The sequence below is a fragment of the Paenibacillus sp. FSL E2-0178 genome, assembly GCF_038593005.1.
GTDB classification, from domain to species: domain Bacteria; phylum Bacillota; class Bacilli; order Paenibacillales; family Paenibacillaceae; genus Paenibacillus_AQ; species Paenibacillus_AQ phytohabitans.
Genome location: NZ_CP151953.1, coordinates 8295212 through 8311106 on the forward strand (window position 1 = coordinate 8295212; position 15895 = coordinate 8311106).

General features: G+C 52.5%; 15 protein-coding genes. 9 read left to right on the forward strand and 6 right to left on the reverse strand.

What is annotated here, in order from left to right; all coding sequences use genetic code 11:
* Positions 1-167: 167 nt before the first annotated feature.
* The 5 genes from MHI42_RS35875 to MHI42_RS35895 all read left to right on the forward strand — a co-directional run bounded on the left by MHI42_RS35875 (position 168) and on the right by MHI42_RS35895 (position 4221).
* On the forward strand, positions 168-1178 hold the full coding sequence (locus MHI42_RS35875) for a GTP-binding protein (protein ID WP_171715992.1): 1011 nt from the start codon (positions 168-170) through the stop codon (positions 1176-1178).
* 93 nt (positions 1179-1271) lie between these two features.
* Positions 1272-1619, forward strand: a complete 348-nt coding sequence (locus tag MHI42_RS35880) for a four-helix bundle copper-binding protein (RefSeq protein WP_039304665.1) — start codon at positions 1272-1274, stop codon at positions 1617-1619.
* 213 nt (positions 1620-1832) lie between these two features.
* Positions 1833-2801, forward strand: a complete 969-nt coding sequence (locus MHI42_RS35885; RefSeq protein ID WP_342422258.1) for an ABC transporter ATP-binding protein — start codon at positions 1833-1835, stop codon at positions 2799-2801.
* Positions 2798-3508, forward strand: coding sequence for a hypothetical protein (locus MHI42_RS35890; protein WP_042137944.1), 711 nt, complete (start codon positions 2798-2800; stop codon positions 3506-3508). Before MHI42_RS35885 ends, MHI42_RS35890 begins: the two co-directional genes overlap by 4 nt.
* Positions 3509-3756: 248 nt before the next feature.
* The gene (locus tag MHI42_RS35895; RefSeq protein WP_042137943.1) at positions 3757-4221 is read left to right on the forward strand and encodes a hypothetical protein; all 465 of its coding nucleotides are present in this window, start codon (positions 3757-3759) and stop codon (positions 4219-4221) included.
* 86 nt (positions 4222-4307) lie between these two features.
* Here MHI42_RS35895 and MHI42_RS35900 read toward each other — a convergent pair whose 3' ends face one another.
* From MHI42_RS35900 to MHI42_RS35910, 3 genes are all read right to left on the reverse strand, one after another.
* A complete protein-coding gene (locus tag MHI42_RS35900) occupies positions 4308-5564 on the reverse strand; it encodes a winged helix DNA-binding domain-containing protein (protein ID WP_342422259.1) in 1257 nt (418 codons plus the stop codon).
* 142 nt (positions 5565-5706) lie between these two features.
* On the reverse strand, positions 5707-7803 hold the full coding sequence (locus MHI42_RS35905; RefSeq protein WP_342422260.1) for an ABC transporter ATP-binding protein: 2097 nt from the start codon (positions 7801-7803) through the stop codon (positions 5707-5709).
* 67 nt (positions 7804-7870) lie between these two features.
* On the reverse strand, positions 7871-9619 hold the full coding sequence (locus MHI42_RS35910) for an ABC transporter transmembrane domain-containing protein (protein ID WP_342422261.1): 1749 nt from the start codon (positions 9617-9619) through the stop codon (positions 7871-7873).
* Positions 9620-10099: 480 nt separating this feature from the next.
* Here MHI42_RS35910 and MHI42_RS35915 point away from each other — a divergent pair, with 480 nt between their 5' ends.
* Positions 10100-10417 carry a hypothetical protein gene (locus tag MHI42_RS35915; RefSeq protein WP_039304653.1) on the forward strand — a complete coding sequence of 106 codons (318 nt, stop codon included), beginning with the start codon at positions 10100-10102 and terminating at the stop codon, positions 10415-10417.
* 128 nt (positions 10418-10545) lie between these two features.
* Here MHI42_RS35915 and MHI42_RS35920 read toward each other — a convergent pair whose 3' ends face one another.
* Positions 10546-11061, reverse strand: a complete 516-nt coding sequence (locus MHI42_RS35920) for a hypothetical protein (RefSeq protein ID WP_039304650.1) — start codon at positions 11059-11061, stop codon at positions 10546-10548.
* Between the two features lie 120 nt (positions 11062-11181).
* On the opposite strand from MHI42_RS35920, the gene MHI42_RS35925 reads away from it, so the two are divergent.
* Entirely contained in the window at positions 11182-12930 is a 1749-nt protein-coding gene (locus MHI42_RS35925; RefSeq protein WP_336101770.1) for an ABC transporter ATP-binding protein, read from the forward strand.
* 110 nt (positions 12931-13040) lie between these two features.
* Here the strand turns inward: MHI42_RS35925 and MHI42_RS35930 are convergent, their stop codons facing one another.
* Both MHI42_RS35930 and MHI42_RS35935 read right to left on the reverse strand, forming a co-directional pair.
* A complete protein-coding gene (locus MHI42_RS35930) occupies positions 13041-13484 on the reverse strand; it encodes a DUF441 domain-containing protein (RefSeq protein ID WP_042214583.1) in 444 nt (147 codons plus the stop codon).
* A 20-nt stretch (positions 13485-13504) separates the two neighbouring features.
* Positions 13505-14488 carry a YpdA family putative bacillithiol disulfide reductase gene (locus MHI42_RS35935; RefSeq protein ID WP_342422262.1) on the reverse strand — a complete coding sequence of 328 codons (984 nt, stop codon included), beginning with the start codon at positions 14486-14488 and terminating at the stop codon, positions 13505-13507.
* A 219-nt stretch (positions 14489-14707) separates the two neighbouring features.
* On the opposite strand from MHI42_RS35935, the gene MHI42_RS35940 reads away from it, so the two are divergent.
* On the forward strand, positions 14708-15304 hold the full coding sequence (locus MHI42_RS35940) for a metalloregulator ArsR/SmtB family transcription factor (RefSeq protein ID WP_039304641.1): 597 nt from the start codon (positions 14708-14710) through the stop codon (positions 15302-15304).
* A 120-nt stretch (positions 15305-15424) separates the two neighbouring features.
* The gene (locus MHI42_RS35945; RefSeq protein ID WP_171715984.1) at positions 15425-15883 is read left to right on the forward strand and encodes a DUF3939 domain-containing protein; all 459 of its coding nucleotides are present in this window, start codon (positions 15425-15427) and stop codon (positions 15881-15883) included.
* The last annotated feature ends 12 nt before the right edge of the window (positions 15884-15895 follow it).

Sequence of the window (15895 nt, forward strand, 5' to 3'; positions counted from 1 at the left end):
TTGTCTGTAATGAACGGCTTCTAACCCCCATGATAGGGGATGGAGGAGGCAAAGACAAGTTCGTGCCGGACAGGCAGAAGCGCCGGAAGGGGGCAGCTGTCTTGCACAGAGGCAGGCAATGTAGTACACTCGCTACCATAACTGATTTTTGCGGGGAGCGAGTGAACTTGGAACAGTCATTACCAGTTTATATATTGTCGGGATTCCTCGGCAGCGGCAAGACTACATTACTGCAGCGGCTGCTGGAGCATTGGAAGACGCAAGGCCTCCGGCCGGCGGTCATCATGAATGAGCTTGGCGAGGTCAACTTGGATGGTCTGCTGGTAGAGCAGTCTGTGCCGATGGCCGAGATGCTGGGCGGGTGTATCTGCTGCACAAGCAGGGGCGATTTAAGTACAGAACTGACCACTCTGGTCAAAAAAGAATCACCGGATGTAGTCGTCATTGAAGCGACTGGCGCAGCTAATCCGCTGGAGATTGTCGATGCGGTTACCGAAACCTCGCTGTATCAGCAGGTGGAGCTGAAGGGGCTGATAACAGTCGTTGATGCCGCTCATCTCCTGGAGCTGTACCGTTCCCAGCAGGGGGCTACCTACCGCCTCATGCAGGAGCAGATCCGCTGCGCATCCGTGCTTATTCTGAATAAGACAGACCGGATCAGTGCAGAAGAGGCTGAAGAGATCACGGTTGTGCTGCGCAAATGGAATGCGTATGCAGAGATAATGCCCGCTGTACGCTGTGAGCTGGAGCCGGAAGCCCTGCTCGGCAATATCGGTGGAGTCTATTCGGAAGAACGTGGTGTAACAGAAGAGAATGAGCATAGTGAACAGGATGGAGATGCCAGGCAGATGCATGCTTCGCATGATCATGTGATGGCGTACACGCATTATTTCAAGAATCCCGTGAACAGCGAGGCCTTCGAACGGTTTGTTAAGGAATTGCCGCGTGACGTCTACCGGGCCAAGGGGATTGTATCCTTTAACGATACCTCCAGCCGGTTTCTGTTTCAATATGCCTACAGGGAAGCGGATTTCATGAAAATCACCCCCCAGGGCGAGGTACCTGATGTCGCCGTATTTATCGGTGAACATTTCTCCTCCAGCGAACTGCGCACGGAGCTTCTGCGGCTGGAGAAACGTCTGCTGGCAAGACCGGCTGCCGTCAAAAGAAGCCTGTAATACCTTCCCCTGAAGCCGGGGGATTGGTTCGTTCCTTTTCTTGCAGGTTAATACATAGGCATACCCTATAATAATTGCAGGAGGTTTAAGGCTATGACCCGAATTCAATATCAGGAATGCATTGATGCTTGTATGAAATGTATGGATGCCTGTAACTATAGCTATGTCTCAAGCCTGAAAGAATATGATTTGGCAGCACTAAGGGAGACCATCCAGCTTGACCGAGAATGTGCTGACATGTGTTCTTTCGCTATCCAGGCAATGACCCGGCAGAGCCCGTTTGTGGTGGAGATTCTCCGGTTATGTGCTGATATCTGTGAGCGCTGTGCGGATGCGAGCAGCAGACATGAGCATATACACTGCCAGAAATGCATCGATGCCTGCCGCAGTGCGGCAATGGCCTGCAGACTGGTAAGCGGAGCTGTTGAGGTATACGCATAATACAGATTTAAGCACTTCCTTATATAAAAGCAGGGGCCAGACAGGTGCGGGAATCATTCTGCACGGTTCTGGCTTTTTTGTATCCGATATTCAGTAATCTGCGAAATCCAACAGGAGAAAAGGAGACTTCCGGCGAATGTAGTAAAAAGAGAACTTTGGCTGTGATTCCATGCGGCCTGTGTCCTAGCGTAAATTGAAGGAGGCTTTAAGCGGATGTTCCTTCAGAGTACAGACAGAATTAATAGGCCGGAAGATGCGGCGGATGCACCGCCGCTTATTACACTCACCCGGGGAGCCAAGCGGTATGGAGGCCGCCCGGTTCTTCATGACATATCGATGATTGTCCGCCCTGGCACGGCCACGGCGCTCATCGGCCGGAACGGCTCCGGCAAGAGTACACTGCTCTCCATTCTCGCGGGACTGCTGAGGCTGTCCTCCGGTGAACTTACATACGGCCGTCAAGGGCTGACTACGGGTTATGCGCCCGAAGCGTTTCCGGGACTGAAATTAACAGCAGAAGATTATCTGCACGACATGGGCCGTATTGCCGGGCTCTCCCGGGCGGCATCGGTATCGCGGGTGAGCGAACTTCTGGATATCTTTAAGCTGGGAGCGTCCCGCAGCCATCCCTTGGCAGGCTTCTCCAAGGGCATGCTGCAGAAGGTCAATCTGATCCAGAGCCTGCTGATCCGTCCGCAGCTACTGCTGCTGGACGAGCCTATGTCCGGGCTGGATCTTCCGGCGCAGCATATGCTGACCGAACTGCTGCAGGAGCTGAAGTCGGAAGGGACGGCACTGGTCTTCTCCGTGCACGAGCCCCAGACCGTAGAAGATCTGGCGGATGCCGTGTATGTGCTGCAGGAAGGGCGGATTATCCGGACAATCCATGGAGCAGAGAACCTGCGGACGGTGCCGTCAGTACATATCGTCTACACAGACCTTCCGCCAGTGGAACAACAGGCGGTAATGGCGTTGCCTGGAGTGCTCCATATGCTGCCGGTGCCGGAGTCTGCAGGTGCAGCCTGTACAGGATTGACTGTAGAGCAGAAGGTGTCGGATACTTGCCTGCAGCAGATTCTTGCCGCAGGCGGTTCAATTGTTTCGGTTGAACGTCTCGGGGGCTTAAGCGGTATAACAGAGTGGATGGACCCGAAGGAAGAGAACGGGAGTGGACGCGGGTGAAGGCTCTCATCGGATATTTTTTGCGCAGCTACAGTGTCTCCCAGCGGTATTTCGGTCCGGTTGCCGGCATCATTATAGCCGTGTTAATCTTGTATTCCTATAAGCCTAATCCTGTAATGAACAGCTACTCCGCTACGGCAGTCTTTCTATTTGTAGCCTGCTGCTGGCTGGGGTTAAGCTTTCTGAATCATGAGCATGCGGTACAGAAGCAGGTGGTTATCGTCCAGCTCCGCAGTGCCCGCCGCTACAGTATCGGCGGTATACTTACATTGGGTCTGCTCACCCTGCTGCTGGACCTCTTCATTGTCATCTATCCGGTGTTGACCGGGAGTTTCAATGAACCGGCCGGGCTGGACCGGATCCTGCTTGCTTTTACCGGACATGCTCTACTTGGTATGTTGGGTATTGCGGTCTCCCTGTACCTGCAGTCCTCTTGGGTGTCCAGAACCAGTTACGCCGCCGGCTTGATGCTGATCACCATCATTCTGTCCATCAGCGCCAGCAAGGTTGCTGAGCTGGTGCCCGGACCCGTTGTTCCGGTGCTGCTGCCGCCCGTATTTCCGGTGATGGATGCAATGATGAATGCGGATACTCTGCCGGTGCCGACCCTGCTTGGCGCCTATGCCCACGCGCTGGTATACATAATATTGCTGACCGGATTCTACATTTACCGCTCCGGCCGCATGGACTATAACAAAATAACATGAGCTGAATCCTTTGAACCTGAAGATTTACAGTTTAGAAAAAGTGACGGAGGAGATATTTGGAACTGTAGGAGCGATAGCGTCCGCCTTTGTCTACGGATTTCCACCGCGAACAGCGGTTAAATTCGAGAAATCTGTAGACGGGCAGCGGCAGGAAGTCCAAATATTCTCTGCAGTAACGGTCATTCCAAAATAGAAATAAAGTTTCAATCTATACAGCTCAAATAAACAGATCAGGAACGGGAGGAAAGATGAAGGATACACAAGTACCGGAGAGTGAACAATCCAAAGAGCTATTTGCTTATTTCGGGCTGGCCGTTTATTATTGCCAGGCGCTGGAGCAGCAATTGACTAATCTGCTGCTGCTGACCAAGCTGTCACAGGGCAAAACACCAACCGACGCAGAGATATCAGAATTGTATCAACGCAAGCTTAGCAATTCACTCGGCCAGCTCATCAAAGAAATCCAGCATCACTTTCCATTCTCGGAGGAAGAAACGAGCCAGCTTCAGGCAGTATGGAAAGAACGCAACCACATTGTCCATGATTATTTCAAGGAACGGATTCAGGAAACGTTCACACCGGCGGGACGGGCCCATATGATCCGCGAATTGAAGCGGTTCAAGAACAAGGCGAGCAGACTGGAGATTAAGCTGCAGGGCTATTGTACGGAGATGTACAGCAAGCTGGGGCTTGAGGAAGAGCATATCAAATAATGCCATCCTATCAGTTCATACCAAAGAGACTCACTCTTTACGCAGAAAAACCCTGCGGATAAGAGGAGTCTCTTTACGTTGTGATGTTATTGTGGAGAGGACAACGCGGATTCCAGCTCCTGCAGCCCGCAGGACTGGACAGTTTCCGGCGTAAACTGGATACCGGACGCTCCGGTTGAGCGGGCAAGTGAAGTGAGGGCCTTGACGAGCGCGGGAAGCATGCCCGGAACAAGCGATTCTCCGGTTTCCCACCACCAGCGGACAATGGTAAGAATTCCGCTCTTCTTATTCATCACTGGTTCAAGCCGGGCGATAAAGCGGTCGCCATATAGAAGGGGAAGTACGTAATAACCGTATTCCCGCTCAAGCACCGGCTTGTATACCTCCCAGCGGTAATGGAAGCCGAAGAGCTGGCGGATCAACTCTCTGTCCCACAGCAGGTTGTCGAGCGGAGCCAGCGCCGCTGCGAATGTAATCTCTTGTGTGCCAGTGTCTGTATCAGCGGCATCATCCAGCCGCAGTACCGCTTCCAGCTCCGGGGCATCTATTGTCCGCATATACAGCGGGAGCTTGATGCCCTCGACCCGTACCTCGCGGAGCTTATCGCTTAGCAGCAGGCGCTGTACGGCTGCTGTCCGCTCCTTGCTCTTCAGGCCGGAGATTCCGAGCCAGCCGTCCCCGGATTTGTTCCATTGCAGCCCGATGCTGCCGATCCGACGCAGCACATACCAGTCATGGTGCTGATCCATAGTTACATTCGGATCGCTTGCACTCAGCAGTCCGGCCGGCAGCAGCTTAGCCGTAAAATCATAATAACGGCGGGTATGCACCCGGTGGTGAATGGAGAGCTCTCCCCAGAAATACATGCTCTCCATCGCTGCCCGGGATAGTCTCGCCGGAGCCCAGGACCAGTCGATCTTCTCTTTGCTCTCCAGATCAAGCGAAGAGAGCGGACCCCGTGAGTTCAGTTCTTCACGGACATGGGTGACCATGGCAGCCATAGCTTCATTGTCCTGATGCCTGGCGGCGGCTTCTCTGCGCCTCTGGAAATAAGGCCAGTCCTCTGTGCAGTAGATCGACATATTCTTGTCCCAGCCGTCAATCAGCAGCCTGTCCTTATAGAGCAGCTCTGTGGCCATTTCCGGCCGGAATCCAGGAAGTCTGGCCTGCAGCACAAGCTCATGATTATGTCCGGCTATACTGAGCGGATCATATTGAATACAGCCCACGTGGCGGACGAACTCGTGGATGCTCATCTTGCCCTCCTTCAATCCTCCCGTGACCAGCCGCTGGTGACGCAGCAGGAACAGCCGGGCTTGCCGCTTGCTCAGACTATAGGTCATCAAGTCCTTCACCCCATCCCTATGTATTGCTTTCCATTATACGGAACAAATGTTCTGAACTCAAGCGAAAGAACCCCCCTGAAGCTTCTACAGCATCAGGGGGGCTTGTTAATCAGCAGAGAGGCTGGCTGATCCTCAAAGATTAAATCTGCTCCAGTGACGGACGCAGTCCGGCAGCGGAAGTGGAAGAGGTGACAGCGCCTGAGGCCGGTGCCTCCGCACCGTTACCGGCACCGGCACCCAGCTGAAGCTGATACATGCGGAAGTAACGTCCGCCAAGTGCCATCAGCTCATCATGGCTGCCCCGTTCAACAATCTCACCCCGGTGCAGCACCAGAATCTGGTCTGCGCTGCGGATGGTGGACAGCCGGTGGGCAATGATGAATGTGGTCCGGCCCTTCTTCAGCACCTCCAGTGCCTGCTGGATGATGCTCTCCGTTTCGGTATCGATGTTGGAGGTCGCTTCATCCAGAATCAGGATCGCCGGATCGAACGATAACGCTCTGGCGAAGGAGATCAGCTGCCGCTGGCCGGCGGACAAGGTGCTGCCTTTCTCAATTACCGGTTCGTCGAAGCCCTGCGGCAGATGGGACAGCAATTTGTCAGCCCCTACTTCACGCAGGGCACGCTCTACACGTTCCCGGCTGATGCGTTCATCCCCGAGACTGACATTCGAGGCAATCGTTCCGGTGAAGAGGTAAGGGTCCTGCAGCACAATGCCCATATGGCTGCGCAGCCACTGTTTCGGCAGATCCTTGACCTCCTGGCCGTCAATAGTGATGCTTCCGGCTTGCGGATCGTAGAAGCGGAACAGCAGATTGATGATCGAGCTTTTGCCCGAGCCGGTATGACCGACCAGAGCGACAGTCTCGCCCGGACGCGCCTCGAAGGAGATATCGCGCAGGACGAAGTCTTTTTTGTAGGCGAAGGATACATCCTTGAAGACAACATCACCTTTATAACGCGGCATCGAACCGTCGGTTACCGGCTCACCAGGCTCATCCATCAGCGTGAATACGCGTCCTGCAGATACCATCGAGCTGTCGAGGTTCGCCAACTGGTTGACCATCCCTGTAATCGGCTGGAACATCCGTCCCAGTACATCGACGAAGGCGTAAAGGACGCCCAGGGAGACGAAGGTTGAACCGTCAAGACTGCCGAAGCCGAAGTACCACAGCACGAGCACGAAGGAGAGACTGCGCAGGGAGTTCACCAGGTTGTGGGACGTGAAGGCATTCAGGTTAAGCATTTTGTTCTGGTATTTCAGATAATCATCATTCAGCTGTTCGAATTCCGCACTACTCTGCTTCTGGCGGCGGAAGATCCGGATAATGGACATCCCTTGAATGGATTCATTGATAATGGCATTGATCTCACTAAGGCGTGAGCGGATGATCGTATTGTATTTCGTTGCAATCTTGCGGTAGAGCACAATCCAGACAATGATAATCGGCACGATGAACAAGCTGACAAGACCCAGCTTGATGTCCAATAGGAAGAGGGCAACATATACACCCGTAATATTAATAATCCCTGTTGCGAAGTTGGACAATACGGCAATGAACAGATCCTTGACCGCTTCCGTATCATTGGTGACCCGGGACACCACCTTGCCCGCAGGCAGATTATCGAAGAAATGCACCGGGAGGCGCTGGATATGCGCATACACGTCCGTCCGCAGCTTGCGGATAACCTGATTGGCTGATGATTGCAGCCAGTAGGTTTTGCCGAACTCCGCAATTATGGAGATGACGAGGAACATGGCGTATAGAGCGACCAGTTTATAAATCCCGGGGAACTCTGGTTTGTAAAATGAAAACATGTCATCAGCCGACAGTCTGACGGCCGGATAGACCGTCGCCTGATCGCCATATTGGATGCGCAGGTTCCCGTCCGAGAAACTCCGCTCGCCTTCGGTCTGGGCTACAGCTTCATTAATGAAATAGAAGCTTCTGCCAGCCTGAAGCAGGCGGATTTCCTGGCCTTTGACTTCATCTGCGGCAAACCGGTCACCGCGCTTGTAATAGTTGTTGTTATATTCAGCAGCATCTTCAGGCGAAGCAGTCTCGAAATAAGGCTTCTCAATCGCGAGCAGGTGATTGTCAATCATACTCTTGGCGATGAAAGGCCCCGCCAGCTCAGCCGCTACCCCGATGGTGAGGAGCAGAAGGGCTGCTATGAATGTTTTTTTGGCAGTCAGTGCGTACTGCAGCAGACGTTTGCCTGTACTCTGTGTCAACGGTGACACCTCCTATATTTCAGAACATTAGAATGGATATGATGCACGTAAAAACGTATTTTTTGGGTTATTCATTCGTCAGGTTATTCTCAACCTGCTGACGGTCGAACTGCTCACGGTACCAGCCGTTCAATTCAAGCAGCTCCTGGTGGGTACCCCGCTCCGTAATATGTCCTCCGTCCAGCACCACGATCAGATCGGCGTGTTCAATAGCTGAGAGGCGGTGGGTGGAGATGAGCGTGGTTTTACCGCTGCGCTCTTCACGGATGTTCTCGATGATCTTGGCTTCCGTCCGCGCGTCAACAGCAGACAGTGCATCATCCAGAATCAGAATATCCGGATTGGAGATGAAGGCTCTGGAGATTGAGACCCGCTGCTTCTGTCCTCCGGAGAGGGAAACACCGCGTTCGCCAACCATGGTATCAAGCCCGTCAGACAAGGTGCCGAGGTCATTTTGGAATGCAGCAGCCGTTATAGCCTGCATAATGAGCTCATCACTGGCACCGGAATGGCCGAACTGTATGTTCTCGCGTACCGATTTGGAGAACAGAATCTGCTCCTGCGGTACATAGCCCATCCAGCTGTGCAGCTGATCCAGGGCAATCTGCCCGATCGGAACACCTGAGATCAATATCTCACCCTGGCCGGTCGGATATTCATGCAGCAGCTGTTTCAGCAGGGTCGATTTGCCGCTGCCGGTCCGTCCAACTACACCGAGTGTCTGGCCCTGCGACAAGGAAAGGCTGACTCCGCTCAGGTTGTCGATGGTTGAGGTCGGATAGCGGAAGGTCACATCCTTCAGTTCAATGGATGACGGATGTTCTACCGGAGTCGGATGAGGGATATCCTGCACATCAGGTTTGGCATGCAGTGTCTCATCAATCCGCTCCAGCGAGGCGCCGCCGCGCTGCATAATGTTAATCAGCTCGCCGATGGCGAACATCGGCCAGACAATCATGCCGAGATACATATTGAAGGAGACGAGATCTCCAAGTGTGATCTGATTGCGGAAGACCAGATAGATTCCGTAGGTCAGTGCAATAATATAACTGAGGCCTACGCAAAAGCGGATCGTCGGCTCGAAGAAAGCATCGACCCGGGCTACGGCCATATTCTTGCGGTATACATCTTCGGTGATATCAGAGAAACGCTTCTCATCCTGGCGTTCCTGCACATAGGCACGGATAACGCGGATACCGGATACGGATTCGAGCACCTGATCGTTCATGTCACCGAAAGCATCCTGCGCCAGACTGTAGCGGTCGTGAATGGCTTTGCCGTAGAAGACCATAGCTATCGCGATTAGCGGAAGCGGGATAACTGCGGCAAGTGTCAGCTTCCAGCTGACCAGGAACCCCATGGCGAACAGCACTACTGTCAGATAGACTGTCGAATCGACGAGGGTCAGCATACCAAAGCCTACGGTAGCCGATACCGCACGGATATCATTGGTGGCCCGGGCCATCAGATCACCGGTGCGGTTACGTTCGAAGAAAGCCGGTGTCATCGTCATGAGATGATTCATGAAGCGCGAGCGCAGCAGGCGCTCCACCAGGTTTGAACCTCCGAACAGCTTGTGCATCCATATGTAGGTGATCCAGTAAATAATCAGCAGCATGAGCACGATCATGCCAATATATTTCATCAGTGAACCTGCAGTAATGGAGCCGCTGACAATATCGTCAATGGCGTTACCGAGGAGACGTGGAGGCAGCAATTCAAGCACACCTACCACAATTAGCAGTATAAGGCCAATAGCATAGCGCCTTTTTTCCCGGCGGAAGAACCAGCCGAGATCGCGGAGAACGGAGAACAAGGGAAATCCCTTCCTTTCGTGTTGAGAATGTTGTTTGCCGGCTTGGTAAGGAAATTGTGGGGCTTCAGGACAATGGATAACTCTCTCAAAGCATGCAAAAAAGCGTACCATCCGAAAACGGATGATACGCCTGTCATTTACGACTATCATGTCCACGGTGCTTGTCGCAGCACAGAGACATGGAAGAGAATTGCTTAGCCTGAATTCATACGGTACGCGTAACACGCATGATACTCAGGAATTATCCATTACTCGGGCTGCTTCGGTATTCAGTTGTGTGGATTTGCCGACAATAGTTAGGAAATATGCTGGAACAATAGTAAACACCGCGCTCACCCTTTCTTTGATTTGGTAATAACTTGAAGACGCTTCGTTATGTTCCGAGTTTATCATCCCCCTTCAAGGATTGTCAAATGTAATTTTGAACAAATTGCGAATAAGCTGTATGATAAAATAAACTTAATCGGGAGGAGTGGAGAGATGAACATGTTAATTAGCCCGGAAGCTGCCGCCTGGTTCAAGAGAGAGCTGAGCCTCCAGAATGGAGCGTATGTCCGTTTGTTTCCCCGGTATAGCTCAGGGGGCGGACTGCATCCCGGATTCTCGCTGGGAATAGCTACAGAACCGCCGGGCCGTCCCGCTGTTCAGTTCGAGCAGGGAAGCCTTATTTTCTATATGGAAGAGCAGGATCTGTGGTACATGGAGGGGTATAGCCTGTCGATTGTCTATTCAGAGGCTGAGGATGATATCGAATATAAGTATGAGCCTGTGCCGGTCGCCGGAGGGGTAAAGGAATAACCCGGAAGTGAGGAATGGTGCAGGCCCCGTTACGGTGAAAGATGTCAAAATCCCTTGCCAAGTGGCAAGGGATTTTACGTGAGAACGCATAGCGGCTAGGCATTCTGCCTACATCAGCTGCTGCGGCTTCAGGGTGAGCTGCGGAATGTTTCTTCTTCCATCGCGAACTCGAAATCATCAATATCAAACACCTGTACCGGCACTCCGCCTTCGATGATACGCTGAATCAGCTCGAACTGGTCGGTGAGAATCGGTACCTGCTCACGCTGGGAGGCCAGCAGCAGCTCCGTCTCGATTGGATCAAAGGTTTCCCCGTAGGAAGCGTTGTCGAGGCTGTTGATGATGGTAATCTGCGCCTGTCCGCCGAGCAGAATGCCGGAGCTTTTGGCCCACGGGACATTGAGGCAGCGGTTGATCTTCTTAGAATTGAGCGGTTCCTCGAAATAGTTGATCAGCTCGCGGATTCTCAGCTTCACATGCTGGTCATCGTCAGCGTGGCTCATCACCGGCTCATCACTGTCCCGTAGTTCGTACAATTCCATAATAGTAGTGTAAGGCACTATATATTCTACAGGGCTCCGCGGTGCGAGAAGCTGGCCGTAAATCGCCATCATGACGGCTTCCGTCACAAATTGTCTGGGCATCATTATCCTCCTGGATTTCAGGTACTGCGATCGTAACTAATAAAATTATAAAAACACTGCGGAGCGCAAATGTCAACAGTGTCCGGGTAAACCAATTAACGGGAAAGGGCGTAAAAGGCTGTGAAACAATGGAAATCTTATTATACCTTCGTACGGCCTTACATGAAATGGATTGTGCTCACATTAATTATCGGGATGATCAAATTCAGTATTCCGCTGACGCTGCCGATGATTTTGAAGTATGTAGTAGATGATCTGCTGGGCAATCCTGCGTTAACCATTGCTGACCGGGTGTCCAAGCTGATGATCGTGCTCAGCGGCGCATTTGTGCTGTTCGTGATTATCAGAGGTCCGGTAGAGTATTACCGCCAGTATTTTGCCCAGCTGATTACAAGTAAGATTCTCTTCGATATGCGCAATAAGCTATACGGACATATGCAGCGCCTGTCGCTGCGTTATTACCAGAATACCAAAGTGGGCGAGGCGATCTCCAGATTTATTAACGATGTGGAGCAGTCGAAGAATCTGGTTGAGGTCGGAATGATGAATGTCTGGCTGGACATGTTCACGCTGCTTTTTGCACTCGGGTTCATGTTCTACCTGAATCCGGTGCTGGCGCTGGTCTCGATTGCGATTCTGCCGTTGTACGGCATTGCTGTGAATACCCTCTATAAGCGGCTTAAGGTGCTCACCAAGGACCGGTCCCAGGCGCTCGCGGTCATTCAGGGCTATCTGCATGAACGGATTCAGGGGATTGCGGTGATCCGCAGCTTCACTATGGAACGGGTGGACCAGCAGCAGTTCAAGGACATTAACGGCCGCTTTCTGGAAAAAGCGATGGCGCAAACGCGCTGGAACGCTTTTACCTTCGCGATTATCAATACTTTGACGGATATCGCACCGCTCCTCGTCATTGGATACGGGGGATACCAGGTGATCCAGGGTAATCTGACTCTGGGAACCTTCGTAGCCTTCTTCGGATATCTGGACCGGATGTATGCACCGCTCCGCCGCCTGATTAATTCCTCAACTGTGCTGACCCAGGCTTCTGCTTCGCTGGAGCGGGTGATGGAGCTGATGAATGAGCCTTATGATATCGTAGACGCCCCTGGGGCGAAGCCGCTGCTGGCGCCCGCAGGAGAGATTGAATTCAGCGGAGTATGGTTCAAGTATAACGATGAGAACGAGTGGGTGCTGCGCGATATTAATCTGCGTATTGCTCCGGGGCAGACGGTGGCTTTTGTCGGGATGAGCGGGGGCGGCAAGTCCTCGCTGATCAGCCTGATTCCGCGGTTCTACGATATCAGTGAAGGCAGCCTGCGGATGGACGGGCAGGATATCAGAGGGCTGACCCAAGAGAGTCTGCGCAAGGCAGTGGGCATGGTGCTGCAGGATAACTTCCTGTTCAGCGGCTCCGTGCGGGATAATATTCTGTTCGGCAATCCGCAGGCAGGGGAGCAGGAGGTCATTGCAGCGGCGGTGTCGGCTAATGCCCATGATTTCATCATGCAGCTGCCGGAAGGCTATGATACGGAGGTGGGAGAGCGCGGAGTGAAGCTGTCCGGAGGCCAGAAGCAGAGAGTGGCGATAGCGCGGGTATTCCTGAAGGACCCCAAAGTGCTGATTCTGGACGAAGCCACCTCAGCGCTGGATCTTGAATCAGAGCATCTGATTCAGCAGTCGCTGCAGGCCCTCTCCTCAGAACGGACCACACTGATTGTGGCTCACAGACTGTCTACCATAACCTATGCCGATCAGATTGTTGTGCTGGAGAACGGGGCTGTTACTGAACGCGGAACCCATGAACAGCTGATGGCGCTGGAGGGCAGCTATGCACGCCTGTTCAATGTGCAGCGGCTGGATGGATAACAGGGTCTTCCAAGCGCCAGCAGGGCGCAACTTATTAGGCAGGATAACAAACAGGCTGCATACTCACCCGATTAGGTGAAGATGCAGCCTGTTTTATCTTTGCGGCGGGTTCAGATCCGTCCAATCAGCAGGGACAGGATACCGGCGGCAATTAGCGGACCAACCGGGACACCTTTGAAAAAAGCGACGCCGATGACGGTGCCAATCAGCAGCCCGGCCACAATGGTCGGCTGGCTGCCCATAAGCACCGCGCCGCGTCCGCCGAGATAGGCGACGAGTATCCCGATGCCGATTGCGGCCAGCGATTTCCAGTGCAGGAACGATTGCCCGATCGTCTGCAGCGAGATTTTACCGCTGGCCAGCGGTGTCATCACTCCGATGGTGAGGATGATGATGCCGATGGTAAGCCCGTATTTCTCCAGCCAGGGAAAAGCCTGCTGCAGGCCCAGCACCCGGATCAGCAGCAGAACGACCATGGCAATCGTGACCGGAGAATTGCTGCTGATAATCCCCAGTGCGGCCAGACCCAGCAGCAGTAACGAGGTCATATCCATAGCTTAGAAGCACTCCTTCTCTAAGAAAGCCTTTTGCTTATAATATGATCGGCAATCAGTTTGCCGTGACCCCGTCCGCTCTCGATGAATACCTCATTGGCATTCCGTCCGGAGGCGATAACGCCAGCGACATAGATACCGGGAATATTACTCTCCATCGTAGAAGGATTGAAGGCAGGTTTATCGAGGGAATCATCCATCAGCACACCTGCCGAGGATAACAGGGTTCTGCTCGGACGGAAGCCGGTCATGGCAAGGACGAAGTCATTATCCAGGATGCGTGTCTCCCCGCTGCCTGCCGTGACCACTGCAGAAGACGGGGTGATTTCCGTTACCCGTGACTCCAGATGAAGAGTAATGTTCCCTTTCTGGACCATGCTCTCAAAAATCGGACGCACCCATGGCTTAATATTCTCCGAAATACTGCTTCCACGGTAGACCATATCCACCTTGGCACCGACCCGGATGAGCTCCAGAGCGGCATCAACCGCCGAGTTGCTTCCCCCGATGACGGCAACCTTCATGCCGGAATACGGATGGGCTTCACCGAAATAATGGGTTACTTTGGATAGCTCTTCCCCGGGAATCCCGATCATATTCGGCTGGTCGAAATAACCGGTTGAAATGACTACATTCGCGGCGCTATGGTGCTGCTCTTCTCCGCGCTTGTTGCGTGTATGTACGATGAAGCTGCCATCCTCCTGCGGCAGAACGGACAGTGCCTCCTCATAGGCGGCGATGTCGAGGCCATGCTGCGCGGCAGCGCGGCGGTAATAGACCAGGGCTTCATGGCGGTATGGCTTGTCGTTCGGGGAGGTGAAGGGCACATCTCCGATTTCAAGCAGCGGGGTTGTACTGAAGAACTGCATATTCGTCGGATACAGGTAGATAGAATGGACAATAAAGTTCTTTTCAATGATCAGGCTGGAGAGCCCCTGGCGCTGGCATTCTATAGCTGCAGACAGTCCGCAGGGACCCGCACCGATAATAATTACGTCTTTCATAATAGCTGCATCCTCCCGGGTAAGTATTCTTTTCAGTAAATGGTACCTTATATTTTAGATTTTTGCCATTCCCCGGTGTTTCCAGTAACAAGAGCATTGCTCAAACGTTGAAAAAGGTATATAATTAGATATATATCTAAACGCAATGCAGCAGATAAGATATGTATTTTCATACAACAGCGTTTATGAATGTTCAAATGTCTATAGGAGTGTGTTCCGATGCAGTTAGATAAAATTGTTGCTTACCATAAAGCGTTGTCCGATCCGACCCGGCTGCGGATTCTGCTGCTTTTGTCCAAAGGCGAGGTTCACGGGCATGCGCTGGCCGAGAAGCTGAACCTGTCACAGCCCACCGTTACCCATCATGCCGCCAAACTGCGCGAAGCTGCGCTGATCATGGAGCGCAGAGACAAGAATACCGTATATTTCAAGCTGAATCCTGAGTTTATTCAGGCAGGCTCAGAGGCCTCGCTGAAATTTATTTTTGCCAAGGGGGTGGAAGAGATGGAGGAAGAGTCGCCGGAGAGCAGCCTGAAGGAATCGGTGCTGCGTAATTTTTTTGCCAAGGACGGACGCCTGCGGCAGATTCCCGCACAGTATAAGAAGAAGCTGATCGCCCTGCAGTATATGGTGGAGAAGCTGGAGCCGGGTGTAGTCTATTCGGAAAAAGAGATCAATGAATTCATCAAGCCGTTTCACGAGGATTATGCGACGATCCGCCGGGAGTTCATTATGCATCAATTCATGTACCGGGAGAATGAGAAGTATGAGCTGAATCCGCCGGAGTTGTGGACTCACTGGGAAAATGTCAAATAATGATCTAATAAATGGGGATTTTGTGTGACAAGTTCGAATCTGCTGATTAAATGTTTGAATAACGAATAAAATGGAATTGTAAGCGTTATCTGACATAAACTTCGAAAGGAGACTTTCAGTATGATATTCAAACGCGCCAAAAAAAATATGCCGTCTGTTCATCTCACCGTTACCTTGCCGCAGATCAAGCAGGCTGTTAGGCAATTTGAAGAAGATATGCCTGCGCCGATTAACCGCACTGCTCTGATTATGGAAGATAAAAGTATTGATCTAAACCGGCTTAAACGATATTTGGGCGGGGTCCCGCAACAGAAGTTCTATATGTCCCGCGAAACCTTTGAAATCTTTGAGGAAGCTGACAAGCTGGTACCGTATTATCTCGACATGGTGCAGTCGGCTGTAGATAACTATATCAGTGACACGGGCAAGCTCCCGCTGCTTGAAGATGCCTGGCTGCCAGAAGTTCATTACCGGCTGCTCTCCACGGAACGTTATCTCAAGGAAACGCCGCCGTTCCCGCTTTACATTACGGAAGAGGAAATGATGCTTACGCATCGCGCAGAGCATTTTGAACCTTAAGTGTCCCGGACC